Annotated in this window: 13 protein-coding genes and 1 pseudogene; 8 read left to right on the top strand and 6 right to left on the bottom strand. The window is 72.5% G+C overall.

Translation table 11 applies throughout. From position 1 onward, the window contains the following. Positions 1 to 24 precede the first annotated feature (24 nt). Complete coding sequence (locus AC0VYL_RS22370; protein WP_475483563.1) at positions 25 to 780, top strand: M48 family metallopeptidase; 756 nt, start codon at positions 25 to 27, stop codon at positions 778 to 780. 47 nt (positions 781 to 827) lie between these two features. Here AC0VYL_RS22370 and AC0VYL_RS22365 read toward each other — a convergent pair whose 3' ends face one another. Further along, a complete protein-coding gene (locus AC0VYL_RS22365; RefSeq protein ID WP_475481404.1) occupies positions 828 to 2,933 on the bottom strand; it encodes an elongation factor G-like protein EF-G2 in 2,106 nt (701 codons plus the stop codon). A 180-nt stretch (positions 2,934 to 3,113) separates the two neighbouring features. Here AC0VYL_RS22365 and AC0VYL_RS22360 point away from each other — a divergent pair, with 180 nt between their 5' ends. The 3 genes from AC0VYL_RS22360 to AC0VYL_RS22350 are packed head-to-tail and all read left to right on the top strand — an operon-like array spanning position 3,114 to position 6,564. Beyond that, positions 3,114 to 4,412, top strand: coding sequence for a CPBP family intramembrane glutamic endopeptidase (locus AC0VYL_RS22360; protein ID WP_475481403.1), 1,299 nt, complete (start codon positions 3,114 to 3,116; stop codon positions 4,410 to 4,412). A 17-nt stretch (positions 4,413 to 4,429) separates the two neighbouring features. After that, positions 4,430 to 5,227, top strand: a complete 798-nt coding sequence (locus AC0VYL_RS22355) for an alpha/beta hydrolase (RefSeq protein WP_475455660.1) — start codon at positions 4,430 to 4,432, stop codon at positions 5,225 to 5,227. A gap of 50 nt (positions 5,228 to 5,277) precedes the next feature. Further along, a complete protein-coding gene (locus tag AC0VYL_RS22350; RefSeq protein ID WP_475455658.1) occupies positions 5,278 to 6,564 on the top strand; it encodes an MFS transporter in 1,287 nt (428 codons plus the stop codon). Here AC0VYL_RS22350 and AC0VYL_RS22345 read toward each other — a convergent pair. The 3 genes from AC0VYL_RS22345 to AC0VYL_RS22335 form a co-directional block, all read right to left on the bottom strand. Next, positions 6,551 to 7,522, bottom strand: coding sequence for a coiled-coil domain-containing protein (locus AC0VYL_RS22345; protein ID WP_475455656.1), 972 nt, complete (start codon positions 7,520 to 7,522; stop codon positions 6,551 to 6,553). The two genes, AC0VYL_RS22350 and AC0VYL_RS22345, sit on opposite strands and share 14 nt — an antisense overlap. Before the next feature lie 196 nt (positions 7,523 to 7,718). Further along, on the bottom strand, positions 7,719 to 8,276 hold the full coding sequence (gene def / locus AC0VYL_RS22340) for a peptide deformylase (RefSeq protein ID WP_475455654.1): 558 nt from the start codon (positions 8,274 to 8,276) through the stop codon (positions 7,719 to 7,721). 42 nt (positions 8,277 to 8,318) lie between these two features. Further along, a complete protein-coding gene (locus AC0VYL_RS22335; protein WP_475455652.1) occupies positions 8,319 to 9,131 on the bottom strand; it encodes an aminoglycoside adenylyltransferase domain-containing protein in 813 nt (270 codons plus the stop codon). 752 nt (positions 9,132 to 9,883) lie between these two features. Here AC0VYL_RS22335 and AC0VYL_RS22330 point away from each other — a divergent pair. Together AC0VYL_RS22330 and AC0VYL_RS22325 are read left to right on the top strand one after the other, a co-directional pair. Next, positions 9,884 to 10,561 (top strand): sirohydrochlorin chelatase, encoded by a 678-nt coding sequence (locus tag AC0VYL_RS22330; RefSeq protein ID WP_475455650.1) that lies wholly within the window; start codon positions 9,884 to 9,886, stop codon positions 10,559 to 10,561. A gap of 221 nt (positions 10,562 to 10,782) precedes the next feature. Next, positions 10,783 to 11,706, top strand: coding sequence for an aminoglycoside phosphotransferase family protein (locus AC0VYL_RS22325; RefSeq protein ID WP_475481402.1), 924 nt, complete (start codon positions 10,783 to 10,785; stop codon positions 11,704 to 11,706). Positions 11,707 to 11,782: 76 nt separating this feature from the next. Here the strand turns inward: AC0VYL_RS22325 and AC0VYL_RS22320 are convergent, their stop codons facing one another. Continuing rightward, positions 11,783 to 12,460 carry a response regulator gene (locus AC0VYL_RS22320; protein ID WP_475455646.1) on the bottom strand — a complete coding sequence of 226 codons (678 nt, stop codon included), beginning with the start codon at positions 12,458 to 12,460 and terminating at the stop codon, positions 11,783 to 11,785. Then, positions 12,444 to 14,976 (bottom strand): annotated as a pseudogene (locus tag AC0VYL_RS22315) (ATP-binding protein); the annotation flags it as partial. The pseudogene AC0VYL_RS22315 and the gene AC0VYL_RS22320, both read right to left, overlap by 17 nt. Positions 14,977 to 15,367: 391 nt before the next feature. Between AC0VYL_RS22315 and AC0VYL_RS22310 the strand changes: the two are divergent. Then, a complete protein-coding gene (locus AC0VYL_RS22310; protein ID WP_475481401.1) occupies positions 15,368 to 16,090 on the top strand; it encodes a hypothetical protein in 723 nt (240 codons plus the stop codon). Between the two features lie 91 nt (positions 16,091 to 16,181). Next, the gene (locus AC0VYL_RS22305) at positions 16,182 to 16,961 is read left to right on the top strand and encodes a hypothetical protein (protein WP_475481400.1); all 780 of its coding nucleotides are present in this window, start codon (positions 16,182 to 16,184) and stop codon (positions 16,959 to 16,961) included. Positions 16,962 to 16,986: the final 25 nt, after the last annotated feature.

Genomic DNA, 16,986 nt, shown 5'->3' with positions numbered 1-16,986 from the left:
GGTGACCCCCGCGTCCGCCGCTCCCTGCGCCACCACCGGGAGACACCCCTCCTGGTGGGCTGCGTCGCCGTCACCCTGCTCGCCGTCGGGGGCGCCGTCAGCCGTGCGCTCTCCGGCGACCCCAACGAGCCGCTGCTGCTCCTGAGCATCCCCCTGCTGGTCTTCTTCGTGCGCGGACAGCTCTACGCGCGGCAGCGGGTCAACGGTGTGCGCATCACCGAGGCGCAGTTCCCGGACGCGTTCCGGATGGTCCAGGACGCCGCCCGCGCCTTCGGGATGAGCCAGGTCCCCGAGGCGTACATCGTGCTGGGCAACGGCACCATCAACGCGTTCGCCTCCGGGCACGGGTTCCGCCGCTACGTGGCCGTCCACAGCGACCTGTTCGAGGTGGGCGGCCGCCTGGGCGACCCCGACGCGCTGCGCTTCGTGATCGGCCACGAGGTCGGCCACATCGCCGCCGGGCACACCTCGTTCTGGCGCCAGTTCGCCGTCTCCATCGCCCAGGTGATCCCGGGCGTGGGCAGCACCCTGGGCCGCGCCCAGGAGTACACCGCCGACAACCACGCCTACGAGTTCTGCCCCGAGGGTGTGCAGGGCATCCGCGTGCTGGCCGCGGGCAAGTACCTGTACCCGGCCGTGGACTTCGACGACATCGCCGCGCGCGCCCACACCGACACGGGCTTCTTCGTGATGCTGGTCAACCTCCTGTCCAGCCACCCCGTGAACACGTTCCGCTTCGCCGCCCTGGCCGACCGGTCCACCCCCGGAAGGGTGCTCTAGGAGGTAGGGCTTCTTTGGGCCTCCGCTTCGAGGTCGCTGGCCTGGGCCTACCGGTGTCCGGACCCGGCCGGGCGGTGGCCGAGCTGGGCGGGCAGGGGCTCGTGGCGCAGGTAGTCCCGGGTGAACACCCCGGTGCCGTGCGAGACCGAACGCAGCTCCACGGCGTAGCGCAGGATCTCCAGTTCGGGGACCTCAGCGCGGACCACCACCCGGCCGCCCGGCGCGGTCTCGGTGCCCACCACGCGTCCGCGCCGGGCTGCCAGGTCGCTGAGGACCGCGCCCAGGTGGGCGTCGTCGACCTCGACCGTCACCGTGTCAACCGGCTCCAGGACCGACAGCTCCGAGGAGGCGGCGGCATCCCTCAGAGCGAGCCTCCCGGCCTTCTGGAAGGCCATGTCGGAGGAGTCCACCGAGTGCGCCTTGCCGTCGTACAGGGTGACGCGCAGGTCCACCAGCGGGTGCCCGTCGGCCACGCCCTCGGCCATCTGGGCGCGGACGCCCTTCTCCACCGAGGACACGTACTGGCGCGGGACCACACCGCCCACGATCCGGTCCACGAACTCCAGGCCGGCACCGGACGCCAGCGGCTCGACCCGGATCCGGCACACCCCGAACTCCCCGTGCCCACCGCTCTGCTTGACGTTGCGGCCCGTGCCCTGGCAGGGGACGGTGAAGGTCTCCCGCAGCGGGACGAGGACGTCCTCCGTCTCCACGCGCACCCCGTACCGGTGCTCGAGGCGGTCCAGGGAGGAGTCCAGGTGGGCCTCGCCGAGGCTCCACAGGACCATCTGGTGGGTCTCCTCGTTCACCCGCACCCGAAGGGACGGGTCCTCGGCCAGGAGCCGGGCCACCGCCAGGGAGAGCTTGTCCTCGTCGCCGGCGGAGGCCGCGCGGATCGCCACCGGCATGGTGGGGTCCGGGAAACGCCAGGGCGACACCCGGAGCGGCAGCTCGGGCGCGGAGAGCGTGTCCCCGGTCCGGGCCTCGGGAAGCTTCGCCACCAGGCACAGGTCGCCCGCGATCACCTCACCCACCGGACGGGCCCTCGAACCGAGCGGGACGGAGAGGGCCCCCGTGCGCTCGTCGTCCCCGGACCGTTCCCCGTGCAGGTGCACGTCGGCGTCGGGCCGCAGGGTCCCGGAGAAGACCCGGACCAGGCTGACCCGGCCCACGTACGGGTCGGTGGACGTGCTCAGCACCTCCGCGACCAGAGGCCCGTCCGGGTCGCAGGACAGCCCCTCCACCGGTCGGCCGTCGGGGCGGGTCACCGACGGGAACGGGCGCCGGGTCGGGTCCGGGCAGGAGAGCGGGAGCTCGCGCAGGAGCTCGGGGACCCCCACGCCGTGGGTGGGGCTGAGCGCCAGGACGGGGTGGAACCCGCCCGCCGCCACCGCCTCCTTGAGGTCCTTGATGAGCAGGTCCGGGTCGAGCTCACCGCCCTCCATGTAGCGCTCCATGAGCGCCTCGTCCTCGCTCTCGGTGATGACCTCCTCGATCAGCGTCTCCCGCAACGGGCCCGCCTGTTCACGCAGCCAGTCGGGAGCGGAGTCCGGGCCGCCCTCGTCCGAGTAGTCGTGGTAGCGCTCCGAGACCAGTCCCCAGAGCCCCACCAGGGCGCGATGGTCCCCCGAACCCCGCATGGCGGGCACGTAGGCGGGGTGGACACCGGGGCCGAACGCCTCCTGGCAGCGCGCCACCACCGCGTCGAAGTCGGCGCGCGGATGGTCGATCTTGGTGACGGCCACGGCTCGCGGCATGCCGACGGCCGCGCACTCCTCCCACAGCATGCGGGTGCGTCCGTCCACGCCGTCCAGGGCCGAGATCACGAAGAGGGCGGCGTCGGCGCCCCGGAGCCCGGCGCGCATCGCCCCGACGAAGTCGGCGTAGCCGGGGGTGTCCAGCAGGTTGACCCTGACGTCGCCCACCATGATCGGGTTGAGGGTCAGGTGCACCGACCTCCTCTGGCGGACCTCGACCTCGTCGTGGTCGCTGACGGTCGTGCCCTCCTCCACGCTGCCGGGGCGCCTGATCTCCCCGGCGGTGAGGAGCAGCGCCTCGACCAGGGTCGTCTTGCCCGCGCCGGCGGGACCCACCAGCGCGACGTTGCGGATGTCCTGGGGCCCGTCGGCCCCGGGTACGGCTCGATCAACCATCCTCGTCCACCCAACCCTCGGGGTTCCGGGCGGTGGTCGTACGGGACCACCGCTGGTATGACCTGCGACACTCACCACCGTCGCTCTTCGCGGCTCCGACCACAAGGGGTACGCCGGTCCGTATCCGGGACGGGCGCTTCCGTGTCCCTATGACCCGGGTCGTTCTTCTAGGCTGTGCCCGTGCCATGGTCGGAGAGTCTCCCTCAATTCAGTCTCGCCGGGACCCTGCTGACGGTCCTGCTGCTGTTCTTCGCGGCGTTCGGCGAACCCCTGCTCGGACGGCGCGCGTTCGCGTGGCTGTCACGCCGTGAGAACGGCGACGAGCGCGCCCTCGGGCTGCTGTACGCCGTCACGATGGCGATCCACGTGCTGTGGGGCCTGCTGGTCCTCGCCGTGCTCCTGCTGTCGCCCGAGCTGAACCTGGTCGACCTGGGGCTGCGCCTCCCGGACGCCTTCGGCCCGATCGTGGGCGCCGCGATCGGCGGCACCGTCGCGCTGGCCGCCTTCTGGGTGCTGGTCAACGGTCTTCCCACCCGGGGCGCCAAGGGCGGTAAGGGCCGCAAGGGCCACCGGGGACGCCGGGGCGCGGCCAAGCCCATGACCCTGCCCGAACCCGGCCGTCGGCAGTACCTGCTGCTGCCGCGCACCGGCCGTGAGCGGGCGCTGGCGGCCGGGATGGCCGTCACCGGAGGTGTGTTCGGGGAGCTCCTCTACCGGGGTCTGTTCATCACGCTCGTCGCCAGCATGGGTGTCCCGCTGTGGATCGCCGCTGTGCTGTCCGTCCTGCTCTTCTCGCTGGCCCACGCCTACCAGGGCTGGTGGGGTCTGCTCAGCGCGGGCTTCTCGGGCACCCTGTTCACCGTGCTGTACCTGGGAACGGGCAGCCTGGCCGTGCCGGTGCTGGTGCACGTCGCGCTGAACCTGCGTTCGGTCGTCTTCCCCCCGGCCTCGGAGCGGGAGGCGGCGGAGGAGGCCCTGCGCCCGGACGAGGACTACTACGACGACGAGTACCCGGAGGACGAGTACGCGGACGACGGGTACCCGGACGACGAGTACGGTCGCACGGGTGAGTTCGAGGCGGTCGGGGAGGAGACGCCCGCGGGCCGGGCGCACGTCCAGGACACGCCTCCCCACGGTTCCGCGCCGGTCGACCCCCACCCGCAGGCCCCCCAAGGGCCGCCGCAGGGTCAGTTCCAGCAGGGTCGGCCCCCTGGCCAGTACCAGCAGGGCCCATCGCCGGACCAGTACCAGGCGGGACCGCTCCCCGGTCAGTACGCACCGGGACCACCGCCCGACCAGTTCCAGCAGGGTCCGCCGCCCGGCCAGTACCAGCAGGACCCACAGCCGGGGTATCCCGCGCCGAACCCGCAGCGGCCCGCCCCGCCCCAGGGCCTCCCTGACGGCCCGTACCCGGGTCCCCACCCCGGCCACCGGCCCGGGGGCGACACACCGGGGCCGCACTCCCCGTACCGGGACTGATCGTGCACGATGGAGTGGTGTCCGACGCCATTGACCACTCCATCGCCCAGCCCCGGGAGAACCGTTTCTGGCTGACCACCACGGACGGTGTGGGGATCGACGCCGTGCTGCTGCGCGGCTCCGTCCCCCGCACCACCGTGGTGGTCCTCGCCAACGGCTTCACCGGCACCTACCGGAGCCCGCACACGCGTGCCATCGCCCAGGGGCTGCTGTCCGTCGGCGACGTGATGACCTTCGACTTCCGGGGCCACCACGGGTCCGGCGGGCGCAGCACCGTGGGCAACGCCGAGATCCACGACCTCGAAGCGGTCGTCGGCCGCCTGCGCGAACTCGGGTACACCCACATCGCGACCCTGGGCTTCTCCATGGGCGCCGCGGTCGCCATCCGGCACGCCGCCATCTTCGGCGGGGTCTGCGCCGTGGTGTCCGTGAGCGGCCCCAGCCGCTGGTACTACCGGGGCACCCGCTCCATGCGCCTGCTCACCTTCGGCGTGGGCCGCAGCTTCGGACGCGCCTTCCTACGGCGCTTCCGCAAGGTCCGCGTCACCGACCAGCGCTGGAACCCCACCCCGGCCGAACCCCGGGAGGTCGCCGGAGAGGTCGCCCCGGCGCCGCTGCTCGTCGTGCACGGCGACTCCGACAGCTACTTCCCCGTCTCACACGCCACCGCCATCCACGACGCGGCGCGCCAGCCGAAGGACCTGTGGATCGTCCGCGAGATGGGGCACGCCGAGCGGGCGGTCCGCCCCGAGCTCGTGGTCCGCCTGCGGGACTGGCTGGGGGAGCGGCTGCCCCAGCCGGAGCAGCCGGGATAGGGGAGCCGGGCCGTGTCGACAGCCCGCCACGGCTCGGTTAGAAAGGACGGATGATCCCATCTGGCTCCCCGGCCGCAGGTAGCGGTGCCCCCGTGCCCGACGACGACCTTCCCGGACTCCGGGGGCGGGGCTTCGCCCTCCTGATCATGGCCACCGCCGTCGGCCTCTGCGGGTTCGCCGCCGTCCTGCCCCTCGTCCCCCTGTGGGCCAGTCGGGGCGGCGCGGGCGAGTTCGGCGCGGGCGGCACCACCGCCGTCTTCATGCTCACCACGGTCCTCACCCAGCTGGCCATGCCCTGGCTCCTGGACCACGCGGGCGGCTACCGGTGGACCTTTCCCGTGGGCTCCCTCATCATGGGCCTGCCCATGCCGCTGTTCGCCCTCACCACCGACCTCGGCCCCCTGGTGGCCATCTCGGCGGTGCGCGGGATCGGTTTCGGGATGGTGACCGTGGCCGGGACCGCGCTCGCCGCCCGGCTGGTGGCCGCGCACCAGGTCGGCCGGGCCACCGGCTACTACGGACTGGCGATCGGCCTGCCGCAGGTCGTGATCCTGCCCGGCGGGGTGGCGCTGGCGCTCAGCCTCGGGTTCGACACCGCCTTCTGGCTCACCGGGATCTGCGGCGTGGTGGCGGCGGTGCTCGCCTCCGGCATCTGGTTCGCGGACGGCGGCCGCAACCGGGCGGCGCTGCGCGGAGCCGGACACGACGAGGGTGACACGGCGGCCCCCTCGGGCTCCTCGCGCGGACTTCCGCTGATGGTCGCCCTCGCCGCGCCGCTGGTGATCATGCTGGTGGTGGCCTCGGGTGCCAGCGGGGTCGTGACCTTCCTGGCGATCCCGCTCGAACGGGCCGCCTGGCTGGTCGGTACGCTGCTGGCCGCCTACGCCCTCGGCGTCGTCGCCGGGAGGTGGACCGCCGGGATCCTGTACGACCGGCACCGGCGCACCCTCCTGCTGATGCCGGGAACCCTCGCGGCGGCCGCCGGAGCGGGACTGATCACCGCCGGACTGTGGGCCAACGGCGACGCGACGCCCGGCGCGGGCGTGGCCCTGCTGGTCCTCGGCGGGTCGGCGCTGTTCGGCCTGGGGTTCGGCGCGGTGCAGAACGAGACCGTCACGGTGATGCTGGGCCGCGCGGGACCGGCCGGGTACGGCAGGGCCAGCGCGGCCTGGAACATCGGCTTCGACGCGGGCACGGGGGTCGGGGCGGTCGGCCTCGGCCTGCTCATCCAGCTCACCGGATACGGCCCCGCCTTCGCGGTGGTCGCCGTGGCCCTGGTCGCGGTCCTGCCGCTCGCGCGGGCCCGGGCGCCGCGGCCACGGATCAGTACGAGCTGATGTGCACGTGGTCGTAGTGGTTCTGGGTCAGGTCGCCGCGGTCGTTCATCCAGGTCCACTGGCGCGACGTCGACTGCCAGATCTGCTGCTCCCAGATGATGTACTTGATGCCCAGGCGGTCGGCGTTGGCGATGCCGTAGTCGGAGATCTGCTGGCCGAGGGCCTTGTTCGCGGCTGAGGGAGCGGCGCCGTTGGCGCTCATCATGAAGTCGCAGGCGGTACCGGTGCCGTGGTCGTCACTGCTGGGACGCCAGCAGCCCACCGGGTAGGGCGCGCCGAACTGCATGATGATCTCGTCGCGGATGGCCGCCATCCGGGGCGTGGTCTGCTCCCAGCCGCCGCCGCGCGCGCTGTCGGGGATCGAGCCGTTGCCGGGGTTCTCCGGAGCCTCCGGGACCTGCTCCTCCTCGTACTCCTCGATGCGCTTGGTGACCTCCTCGCGCTGCTCCTCCAGGTCGTCGATCAGCTCCGAGGCCTCGGACATCTCGTCCTGGAGCTCGCTGGTGAGCACGGCCTGCTCGTCGCGGAGCGTGATGAGCTCGGCGATCTGCTCGGCCTGGCTCTGTCCCAGGTAGTCGACGGTCGCGGCGTCCGCGAACATGTCCTCGGGCTGGCTGGAGAACACGATCTGGAGGGTCGGGTCGAAGCCGTCGCCCTTGTACTGGGCGGCGGCGATGGCCGACACCCCGCCGCGGGACTGCTCCAGGCGCTCGTCGAGCTCCTCGAGCTCGGCCTCGGCGGTCTCCACCCGGTCCTTGATCTCGGTGTACTGGAGCAGCTCGCCGTCGTAGGTCTCCTCCAGCTCCTCGGCCCGCTGGTTCAGCTCGTCGATGTCGACGTCGTCGTCGGGGTCGGCGTGGGCCGCACCGGGCAGGCCGACGAGGACGAGTGCGGTCACGGCGGCGACGGACGCCGTGAACCGGCCGCGACGAGTGGCGTTACGAGGAGTGGATGTCATTTCTGCTCCGTGGATGATCCGAGAGCATCCGCTGCGCCGAGGGGACGGTTGGGCCGTCACGGGAGGGGAGGTGCTCAGCGGACCATACGAGGTCTCGGTGATACGTGCACAGTGAGTTGACTCGCGTTGCTGTGGGGGTTGAGCGGGGGTCTGTCCAGAAGATACCCGGACCGGGTGACCGCACCGAACGTCTGGGTCAGGCTCTGCCGCCGAACGCGCTGGGCAGGCTGACGGAGGTCGAGGGGGCGGGCGTCTCCGAGGGCAGGAACCAGTCCGAGCGGCGGATGTCACGCAGGGCCTGCTTACGGGTCCCGGCGTCCAGGCGGTCGATGTAGAGCATGCCGTCCAGGTGGTCGGTCTCGTGCTGGAGGCACTGCGCCATCAGGCCGGTGCCCTCGACGGTGACCGGCTCGTTGCGCAGGTCCACGCCCCGGACCACGGCCCGCAGGGCGCGGCGGCTCCTGTACCAGAGGCGCGGGATGGACAGGCAGCCCTCGTCGCAGTCCTGGAGCTCCTCGGAGAGCTCGACGATCTCGGGGTTGATCACATAACCGGTACGGCCCTCGACGTCGTAGCTGAACACGCGCGAGCCGACCCCGATCTGGGTGGCGGCCACCCCGGCGCGCCCGGGGGCGTCCACGGTGTCGAGGAGGTCGCGGACCAGCTTCTCCGTGCGCTGGTCGAAGGTGGTCACGGGTGCGGTCCGGGTCACGAGGACGGGGTCGCCGAAGCGGACGATGGGGCGCATGGTCATGCCCCCAGATTAGTTGCCCGGCCCGGTGGGCGGACCGGTGGCTCAGGTGGCCAGCCCCGGCCGCAGGGACTCGTCCAGGACCATCTCGATGTAGTCGAGGGCGGCGCGGCGGCGGGCCAGGGCGCTCTCGTACAGGGAGGGGGCCTGGACGCCGCGCCGGACACGCAGGCACTCGTTGACGATGCGCTGCCAACGGTCGGGGAAGGCGTGCAGGGCGTACAGGCCGGCCCCGGACTTGGAGGTGATCTCCCCGGTCTTCAGGGTGAAGTGCAGGCGGCTGACGCTGAGCACGCTCCAGGACGGGGCCAGCGAGCCGAGGACGGCCAGGCCGCGCGGGGTGACCAGGCGTCCGGCCTTCTCCCGCCAGCGGCGCCAGTGCTCGTCGAGGGAGCCGAGGGACCAGGTGCGCAGGCTCTCCGGCTCGTCCCACACGTCCAGCTCGGAGGGGTGCGGGCCGCGCACGGTGACGCCCCGGTCGGCCAGGACGTGCCAGGTGACCGGGTTGACGTCGACGGAGGCGCGGTCGCGGAACCGGCCGTTGATGACGGAGGGGACGGGGCCGCAGGCCGAGGGGTCGCGGTTGAGCTCGTCCCAGGTGACGTGGACGCCGTTGAACTGGGGGCGCGGGACCTCGCTCCGGGTGCGCGCGTGCACGCGGCGCAGGGCGTCCAGGTCCTCCCGCTCGGCGCGGCGGTTGGTCACGATGACGAAGTCGACGTCGCTGGTGTGCGGGCGGAAGTCGCCGAGGGCGACCGAACCGGTCAGGTAGAGGCCCTGGACCAGGCCGGGAGACTCCTGGTCGGCGTTGGCGAGGAAAGCCTGGGTCAGCGTCTGCACCCGAGGGTGGACGGCCATGCTCAACTCCAGTCTGGGACGGCTCGGTGGTCTTCGGTGGTGGTCCGTACGGTGGGGCGGGCGGCCCCGTCGCGCTGTGGGGAGGTCCTCCGGTGTGCCGGGGGGACAGCGGGACGCTGGTGGGACCGGAGGTCCCTGCCCATGTGGTTCCCAGTGTGCTGCGGGTGCGGGGGTATCGCAAGTGATCACGCCGGACTCGCACCCTGTCTCCCCACGTCAAGTGGTGTGCGGTTCTGCTGGGGAGGGGGAGTGTGCACCCTTGACAACGGGGCTTCCCGTGTGGCAAAGGGCGGGAGTTCCATTTGCGGTGTGCGGGGCGAACCCGCGCATTCCGTGGCACGTGCATCCGGCCCGTGCATTCGCCTCGGTCATCCATTTACGGCGGATTTCTCTGGAGAGGTCCGGGAAAGGTTGTGAGTGGCGCCCGGGAGTTGGTTGAGAAATCGGGACCCGGTTCCCTTTGGGCGTTCCTCGTCGGCCTATTCGCGTGTCCCACGAGGTCAGTGGGGAGAAAGGGAAAGGCTGCGAGTTCCGAGTCCGCGTTCTGGAGACGCACGCCACTCTCCGGGGAAGTGGACACGCGTCCTCCGGTGGTGGATTGTTATGATTCACCAAGACTTCCCCTGGTGATAACCATCACAGCCATTGTCCACTGTTTTCCTCCGCGTAACACCGGGGCGCATTCACGAAACCCCGCCTCCCTGCGCTCGGTGGACCATGGCTGACGCCTCAGCGATCCCAAGGAGCCGATCATGGTCCCCACGATGGTTCTCGTTGCCGACGACTCGCGAGACGCCCACCGACGCGAGGCCCTGTGCGGGCTGGCCGAAGCGGTGGCCGACCGCGGAGAGGCGCCCGTCTCGGCGGCCTTCGGCAGCCCGGACGAGGTCAGGGCGGCGATCCGCGCCGTCCGCGGCCCCAAGGTGGTGGTTCCGGCCTTCGTCGCGGGGGGCGACGTCGCCAGCGCCCACCTGCTCACCCAACTGGACCTCGGCCGCATGGGGGACTCCTGCCAGACCTCTCCCCTGGGAGCGGTCCCGTCGATCGTCGCGGACCTCGCCGGTCGGCTCGCGGACTCCGGCCGCAGACCGGACGACGGCGTGGTCCTGGCCGCCGACGGCACCACCGGTACCGAGGAGCGCCAGGTGGTCATGGACGTGGCCCGGATGCTGAGCCGACGCCTCTCCTCCCCGGTTCAGGTCGGCTACCTGCGCACCTGGGCGCCCTCCGTCCTCGACGCCGTCGCGCGGCTGCGCCGTGACGGCCAGGACCAGGTCGCCGTGGCCGCCTGGAGGCTGGTCGACGGACCCGACTTCGACCTGCTCCGGCGCCTCGACGCCACCGCGATCACCGCTCCGCTCTGGCCCTCCGAACTGGTCGTGGACACGCTCCTCGCCCAGCACCGGGCGGCCAAGGGGCGCCTCACCTGACGTGCCCGGGCGGTCCCCCTCCGTGGTGGCGCCGCCGCGAACAGCCACGATGCCGTTACCGTCGCCGCGAGGATGGGTATGTGCCCCACGGGCGGGAACTCCCCGCACCCGCGACGCGGCGACGGTGCGGCCACGGCCCCTACGCGAGGTACCCGAACGTCAACCCGGTGCGCGACCCCCTCCACGGCGGGCACCGGCGTGAGCGAACCGAAGGTGGATGTATGAACGACGGAACAGCGCAGTTCGTCGACGACCGGCAGCGCCGCCGCCTGGAACGGCGCTTCGGGGGCCACGTCACCGAGTGGCTCGCCGAGCTGCCCGCGATCGTCGAGAAGCTGGCCTCCGAGTGGGGGCTGACCGTCGAGGGCCCCGCCCCGCACGGGCGCACCTCCGTCGTCCTCTACGTGCGCCGCTCCGACGGCGGCGAGGGGGTCCTCAAGATCTCCCCGGACAGCGGCCTCTCCGTCTCCGAGGCCGACCTCCTGCGCATGTGGGCGCCCTCGCGGCGGGTCCCCGACGTGTGGGGGGTGGACGCCGACCGGGGCGCCTTCCTGATGGAACGGGTCGAGGGGGACACGGTGGCGGCCACCGGCGTGGTCCCCGCCATGGAGACCATCGGCGGCCTCGTCGCGGAACTGCACGCCGTGGAGGTCAGCCCGGCCGAACGCATGGAACTGCGCCCGCTCAGCGCCAGGGTGCAGTTCGTGTTCGAGATGTGGGGCCGTGAACGCGAGGAGGGCGCCGCCGCGGACATCGTCCCGGCCGCCGTGATGCACCGGGGCGCGGCCAACGCCCGCGACCTGGCCCACGGAGACGTCGACGTGGTCCCGCTCCACGGCGACCTGCACCCCGGCAACGTCATCGACGGCGGGGAGCGCGGACTGGTGGTCCTCGACCCGCGCGCCTGCCTGGGTGACGGCGCGGCGGACGCCGTCGACTGGGCCGTGTGGAAGGCCGCCGACGTCACCGAGGTGGAACGGCGCGTGGACGCGCTCGCCCGGGCGATGTCCGTGGACGCGAACCGGCTGATGGAGTGGGTGCGCGCCTTCGCCCCCTGCTTCGCGGTGGCCAAGGCCAACCGGGGACAGACCGACTCCGTGGAGTTCGACCTGATGATGGACCTGTGCGGGGCCGCCGCCCCCTGAGGGGGACGCCCCGGACGGGTGCACCCCGGACCCCGCGCCCCCGGGAAGGGCGCCCGCACCGTCCTCGGGCAGGGGGTCAGCCCTCCCGCTCGAAGCGGTAGCCGCGACCGGCCTCGGTGATGAGGTGGCGCGGGTGGGAGGGGTCGGGTTCGAGCTTGCGGCGCAGCTGGGCCAGGTAGACCCGCAGGTAGTTGGTCTCGTTCTGGTAGTTGGGCCCCCACACGTCGTGCAGGAGCTGGCGCTGGCTCACCAGCTGCCCGGCGTTGCGGGCCAGCAGCTCCAGGATGTGCCACTCCGTGGGGGTGAGCCGCACCTCCTCGCCGTCCCTGGTCACGCGCTTGGCGCCCAGGTCCACGTCGAAGGAGTCGGTGTGCACCACCGGGGCCTCCTCGGTCTGGACCGCGCGGCGCTCGGCGGCCCGCATCCGGGCCAACAGCTCGTCCATCCCGAACGGTTTGGTGACGTAGTCGTCCGCCCCCAGGTCCAGGCAGCGCACCTTCTCCCCGGCGGAGTGCCGGGCCGAGAGCACGATGATCGGCACCTGCGACCAGCCGCGCAGCCGTTGGATGACCTCGACGCCCTCCATGTCCGGAAGTCCGAGGTCCAGCAGCACCACGTGGGGGTGGCGCTCCGAGGCCAGGCGCAGCGCGCTCTCACCGTCCGGGGCGGTGTCCACGTCGTAACCGCGCGCCCTCAGGTTGATCCGCATCGCCCGGATGATCTGCACGTCGTCGTCGACGACCAGGACCCGCATGCCGCTCCTCACTCGTCCGCCTCGTCCACCGCACGCAGGGTGAACACCATGGTCAGTCCGCCGCCCGGGGTGTCCTCGGGGGCCAGGGTCCCGTGCATCGCCTCAACGAAACCACGCGCCACCGCCAGTCCGAGCCCCACCCCGGTGCCCTGGGGGGCGTCCCCCAGGCGTTGGAAGGCCTCGAACATCCGCTGTTTGGCCTCGTCCGAGACGCCCGGCCCCCGGTCCACCACCCGCAGCTGCACGCTGTCGCCGTGCGCGCTGGCGGCCACCAGCACCGGGAAGCGGGGATCGGGGTTGTACCGCACCGCGTTGGTGACCACGTTGGCCACCGCCCGGTCCAGCAGGCCCGCGTCCACGCGTACCCGGGGCAGGCCGTCCGGGACGTCCACCACGACCGCGTCGCCGGGAACGCCCAGCAGCGTCGCCGGGATCACCTCCTCCAGCGCCACCGGCCGCAGTTGCGGCCGCACGCTGTCGGTCTGCACCCGGCTCATGTCCAGCAGGTTCCCGATGAGCCGGTTCAGCCGGTCCGCCGACTCCTCGACGGTCTCCAGCAGCTCCGCGCGGTCCTCCTCGGAGAGCTGGATGTCCGTGGCCCGCAGGCTGGACACGCTCGCCTTGATGGACGTGAGGGGTGTGCGCAGGTCGTGCGAGACCGCCGCCAGCAGCGCGGTGCGTATGCGGTTGCCCGCCACCTGGCCGCGCGCCTCGGCCGCGTCCCAGGCCAGCCGCTGGTGTTCCAGCGCGATCCCCACGTGCGTGGCGAAGGCCTCCATCACGCCCCGGTCGGCGGCGGGCAGCACCCGGCCGCGCAGCGCGAGGGCCACGGTGTCGGAGACCGCCACCAGGGCGTCCGCCTCCTCGGGGGCCTCACAGGCCGGTGCCCCCACACTGTGCACCGGGTACCAGCGGCCGTCGTCCAGGCGCTCCAACAGCGTCGCCGAGCGCTGCCCGAAGGTCTCCCTGATCCGCCGCAGCAGCGCCTGGAGCGGTTCGTTCCCGGACAGCACGCTCGCGGCCAGGAGGGCGACGGCGTCCGCCTCCGCCCGCGCGCGCAGGGCCTGTGACGACCGCCGCGCGGCCATTTCGACCATGGTCGCCACCAACCCGCCCACGAGGATGAACGCCGTCATCGACAGGAAGTTGTCCAGCGACACCGAGGGCCGTCCGTGCAGCGGTGACAGCAGCACCGTGAGCAGGACCGCGCTCCACAGGGCCGAGGCCAGCGCCGGTCGCAGACCCCCGACGGCCGCCGTGGCCACGGTGATCAGCAACAGGAACAACGGGTCCGCCGCCGGTCCCACCTCGGAGAAGACCGGCAGCGCCAGCACCAGGGTGACCAGGGGAGGGGCCATCAGGGACAGCGACCACCCCCACAGCCGCCGGTGCTCGTTCAGGCCCCGGCCCGGCGCGGGCAGCGGCCAGCTCCCCCGACCGACCTCCTCGTGCGTGACGATGTGCACGTCGATGTCGCCGGACTCCCGGGCCACGATCGTGCCCACTCCGGGGCCGAACACGTACTGCCAGGGCCTCCTGCGGGAGGAGCCGAGGACGATCTGGGTGGCGTGGGCGCCGCGCGCGAACTCCAGCAGCGCCGAGGGCACGTCGCCCCCGACCACCTGGTGGTAGGTGCCGCCCAGCTCCGCGAGCAGGTGCCGCTGCCGCAGCAGCTCCCCGGTGGGGCGTTCGCCGATCCCGCTCGGCGGCACCACGTGCACCGCCAGCAGGTGGCTCGGTTGGGGGCGCCCGCCTCGTGAGCGGGCCGCGACCCGGGCGGCGCGGCGGATCAGGGTCTCGCCCTCCGGGCCTCCGGTGAGCGCCACCACGACCCGTTCCCGGGCCTCCCAGGTGTCGCGGATCTCGTGCTCGCCCAGGTAGTGGCTGAGCCCCTCCTCGACCCGGTCGGCGGTCCAGAGCAGGGCGAGTTCACGCAGGGCCGCCAGGTTCCCCTCGCGGTAGTAGTCGGCCAGCGCGGCGTCCACCCGCTCGGCGGGGTGCAGGTCGCCGTGGGCCATCCGGCGGCGCAGTTCCTGGGGGGTGGCGTCGACCAGCTCGATCTCGGCGGCGGCGCGCACCACCCGGTCCGGGACGGTGTACTCGGGCCGGACGCCGGTGATCTGGTGGACGACGTCGTACAGGGAGTCCAGGTGGTGGATGCCCACGGTGGCCAGGACGTCGATCCCCGCCGACAGGAGCTCCTCCACGTCCTGCCAGCGGGTGGGGTTGGGGGAGCCGGGGTCGTTGGGCCGGGCGAGGTCGTCCACCAGGACCAGTCGGGGTGCGCGGGTGATCACGGCGGCGGTGTCCACCGCCCCCGTGGGCAGGGGCGGGACGGTCTCCAGGCCCTCCAGCAGCGCGGAGGTCTGGGCGCGGCGGTGGGTGTGGACCGCGCCGACCACCACGTCGGTCCCGCGTTCGGCACGGCGTCGCGCCTCGGCCAGCGCGTGGTGCGTGCTCCCGACACCGGGGGCCGAGCCCAGGTGGATACGGAGTGTTCCTTTCACGTGTCCCATTGTGGGTGCGCGGAGCCGCGAACGCCTTCGTCCGGGTGTGATCATGGCGACGGTAGGTGACCGAAAGAGGACGCGCGCAGATTCTTCACGTCCTGTGTCCGGTAGAACTTGAAGGGCCCGATTTCGACAGATCAGACCACGAGGTACCCCCATGGGACAGCCCCCGCCCCCGAACGGCCCGCAGGGCCCCTACCCCGGCCAGCCGCCCCAGGGCCCGCCGCCCGGGTACGGGCAGCAGCCGCCCCAGGGTCCTCCCGGCCAGTTCCCCCCGCAGGGGATGCCTCCCCAGGGTCCGCCGCCCGGGTACGGCCACCAGCCGCCCCAGGGCCCGCCCCCGGGTTTCGGTCAGCAACCTCCGCAGGGACCTCCTGGCCAGTTCCCCCCGCAGGGGATGCCTCCCCAGGGTCCGCCGCCCGGCTACGGACCGCAGGGCGCCCCCAAGAAGAAGACCGGTCTGATCGTGGGCGCCGCCATCGGCGCCGTGGTGCTGGTCGCGGCCATCGGCGGCGTGGTGATCGCGCTCAACTCCAGCTCGGTGTACACGGCCATGCCGAACAACTGCGCCGACGCCTTCGACAACCGCGTGATGAGCCCCTTCTTCGAGGGGGACGTCCCCTCGGCGTCCGGCGGCTTCGATCCGGAGGACCGGTCCATCGGAGAGTCGTTCGGCACCCTCTCGTGCTCGATCGAGTCCGACGACGCCTACATCGAGGTCACCGCGGAACTCATCGACCCCGACGACCCGGAGACCCAGCGGGACCTGGACGAGCTGTTCAGCGGGGAAACGATCCGCGACGAGCTGCCTGACTCGCTCCCGCCCGCCGGCGAGATCACGGACACGGAGCACGGGTACGGCGTGACGTCCCAGGTCCTGTGGGATTTCGCCTCCATCGGCACCGAGAGCCTCGTGTTCGCCTCGATGGCCGAGGGCGGCGGCGACATGGTCAGCGCCTCGGCCTCCGGGGGCATGGGAACCTTCCTCACGGACAACATCGTCGGCGTCGTCGCTGTGAGCGGTGCCGGGAGCGATGGTGACGTGCAGGACCTGTTCAACACCGTGGAGTCCGTCAGCAGTGACGTCTCCCGCCAGCTCAAGCGCTCGGCGGAGAAGTAGGCGGTCGCGCCGCCCCCGCACCGGTGACGTGCGGGGGCGGCGCGGGCCGTGACGACCTCCCTCAACGGACATCGGAGCGCAAGGCACCACCATGGGACATCCCCCGCCCCCGAACGGCTCTCCCGACCCCTTCCCGGGGGTGCCCGGGCCGCCTCCCCCTCCCGGCCGACTCCCGGGCTCGGCGCCCCGCCGACGGTGGGGCCCGATCCTCGGCGGGACCGGAGCGGTCCTCCTGCTCCTGGTCTCCACGGGGGTCGTGGTGGCGTCCCTCTCCGGTGGCAACGGCCCCTACGCCTCCCTGCCCGGGTGCGGCACGCTGATGCCGCGCGAACTCCTCCAGGAGATCCCCGGTGTCGGCGCCCCGAGGGCCAGCGGTCAGTACACGGACTACAGGGAGGCGGGGGCGGGCGCCCTCCTCAGGGACGACGACTTCGCCTTCGTCGGCGCCCTGCCCTGCGAAGTGACCGACGGTGGCGAGGTCCTGATGGTCGTCGACATCTCGTTGAGCGAGCCCCGCCCCTCGGATCCGGAGGCCGCCCAGCGGCTCAACGAACACCTCGTCGAGGCGATGGGGGAGCGCCGCGAGCCCTGGGAGAACGGTGACGCGTTCGACTCCGCCCTGGGCCGGGACGTGCGTGAGTGGCGCGAGACCCGGGTCGGGGACGGAGGGACCGTCGCGTTCATGGAGACCTCCGACAACTCCCGCTCACGGGAGGCGGTGATCTTCGAGTTCGTCACCGACAACCTCTGGGTCCGGGCCCTCCACACCCCCGAGGGCACCCCGGAAACGGGGGAGACCCTCGACCGCATGGAGCGGTTCTCCGAGCAGCTGCACCGGCGGATCACCCGGGAGGCGGAACCGGCCGTCTGACCGCGCGGCCGGGCGCGGCCCCCCT

The sequence above is a fragment of the Nocardiopsis sp. iso_238 genome (genome assembly GCF_056173325.1).
The sequence above is the reverse complement of the archived record's forward strand: the minus strand, read 5'-3'. Positions and strand labels throughout refer to the sequence as shown.

What these genes read in the sequence shown, in the direction of transcription:
- AC0VYL_RS22365 (WP_475481404.1), bottom strand. Translation starts at nt 2,933, where the DNA reads ATGGTTGATCGAGCCGTACCCGGGGCCGACGGGCCCCAGGACATCCGC.
- AC0VYL_RS22350 (WP_475455658.1), top strand. Translation starts at nt 5,278, where the DNA reads ATGATCCCATCTGGCTCCCCGGCCGCAGGTAGCGGTGCCCCCGTGCCC.
- AC0VYL_RS22345 (WP_475455656.1), bottom strand. Translation starts at nt 7,522, where the DNA reads ATGACATCCACTCCTCGTAACGCCACTCGTCGCGGCCGGTTCACGGCG.
- def (WP_475455654.1), bottom strand. Translation starts at nt 8,276, where the DNA reads ATGACCATGCGCCCCATCGTCCGCTTCGGCGACCCCGTCCTCGTGACC.
- AC0VYL_RS22335 (WP_475455652.1), bottom strand. Translation starts at nt 9,131, where the DNA reads ATGGCCGTCCACCCTCGGGTGCAGACGCTGACCCAGGCTTTCCTCGCC.
- AC0VYL_RS22330 (WP_475455650.1), top strand. Translation starts at nt 9,884, where the DNA reads ATGGTCCCCACGATGGTTCTCGTTGCCGACGACTCGCGAGACGCCCAC.
- AC0VYL_RS22325 (WP_475481402.1), top strand. Translation starts at nt 10,783, where the DNA reads ATGAACGACGGAACAGCGCAGTTCGTCGACGACCGGCAGCGCCGCCGC.
- AC0VYL_RS22320 (WP_475455646.1), bottom strand. Translation starts at nt 12,460, where the DNA reads ATGCGGGTCCTGGTCGTCGACGACGACGTGCAGATCATCCGGGCGATG.
- AC0VYL_RS22310 (WP_475481401.1), top strand. Translation starts at nt 15,368, where the DNA reads ATGCCTCCCCAGGGTCCGCCGCCCGGCTACGGACCGCAGGGCGCCCCC.
- AC0VYL_RS22305 (WP_475481400.1), top strand. Translation starts at nt 16,182, where the DNA reads ATGGGACATCCCCCGCCCCCGAACGGCTCTCCCGACCCCTTCCCGGGG.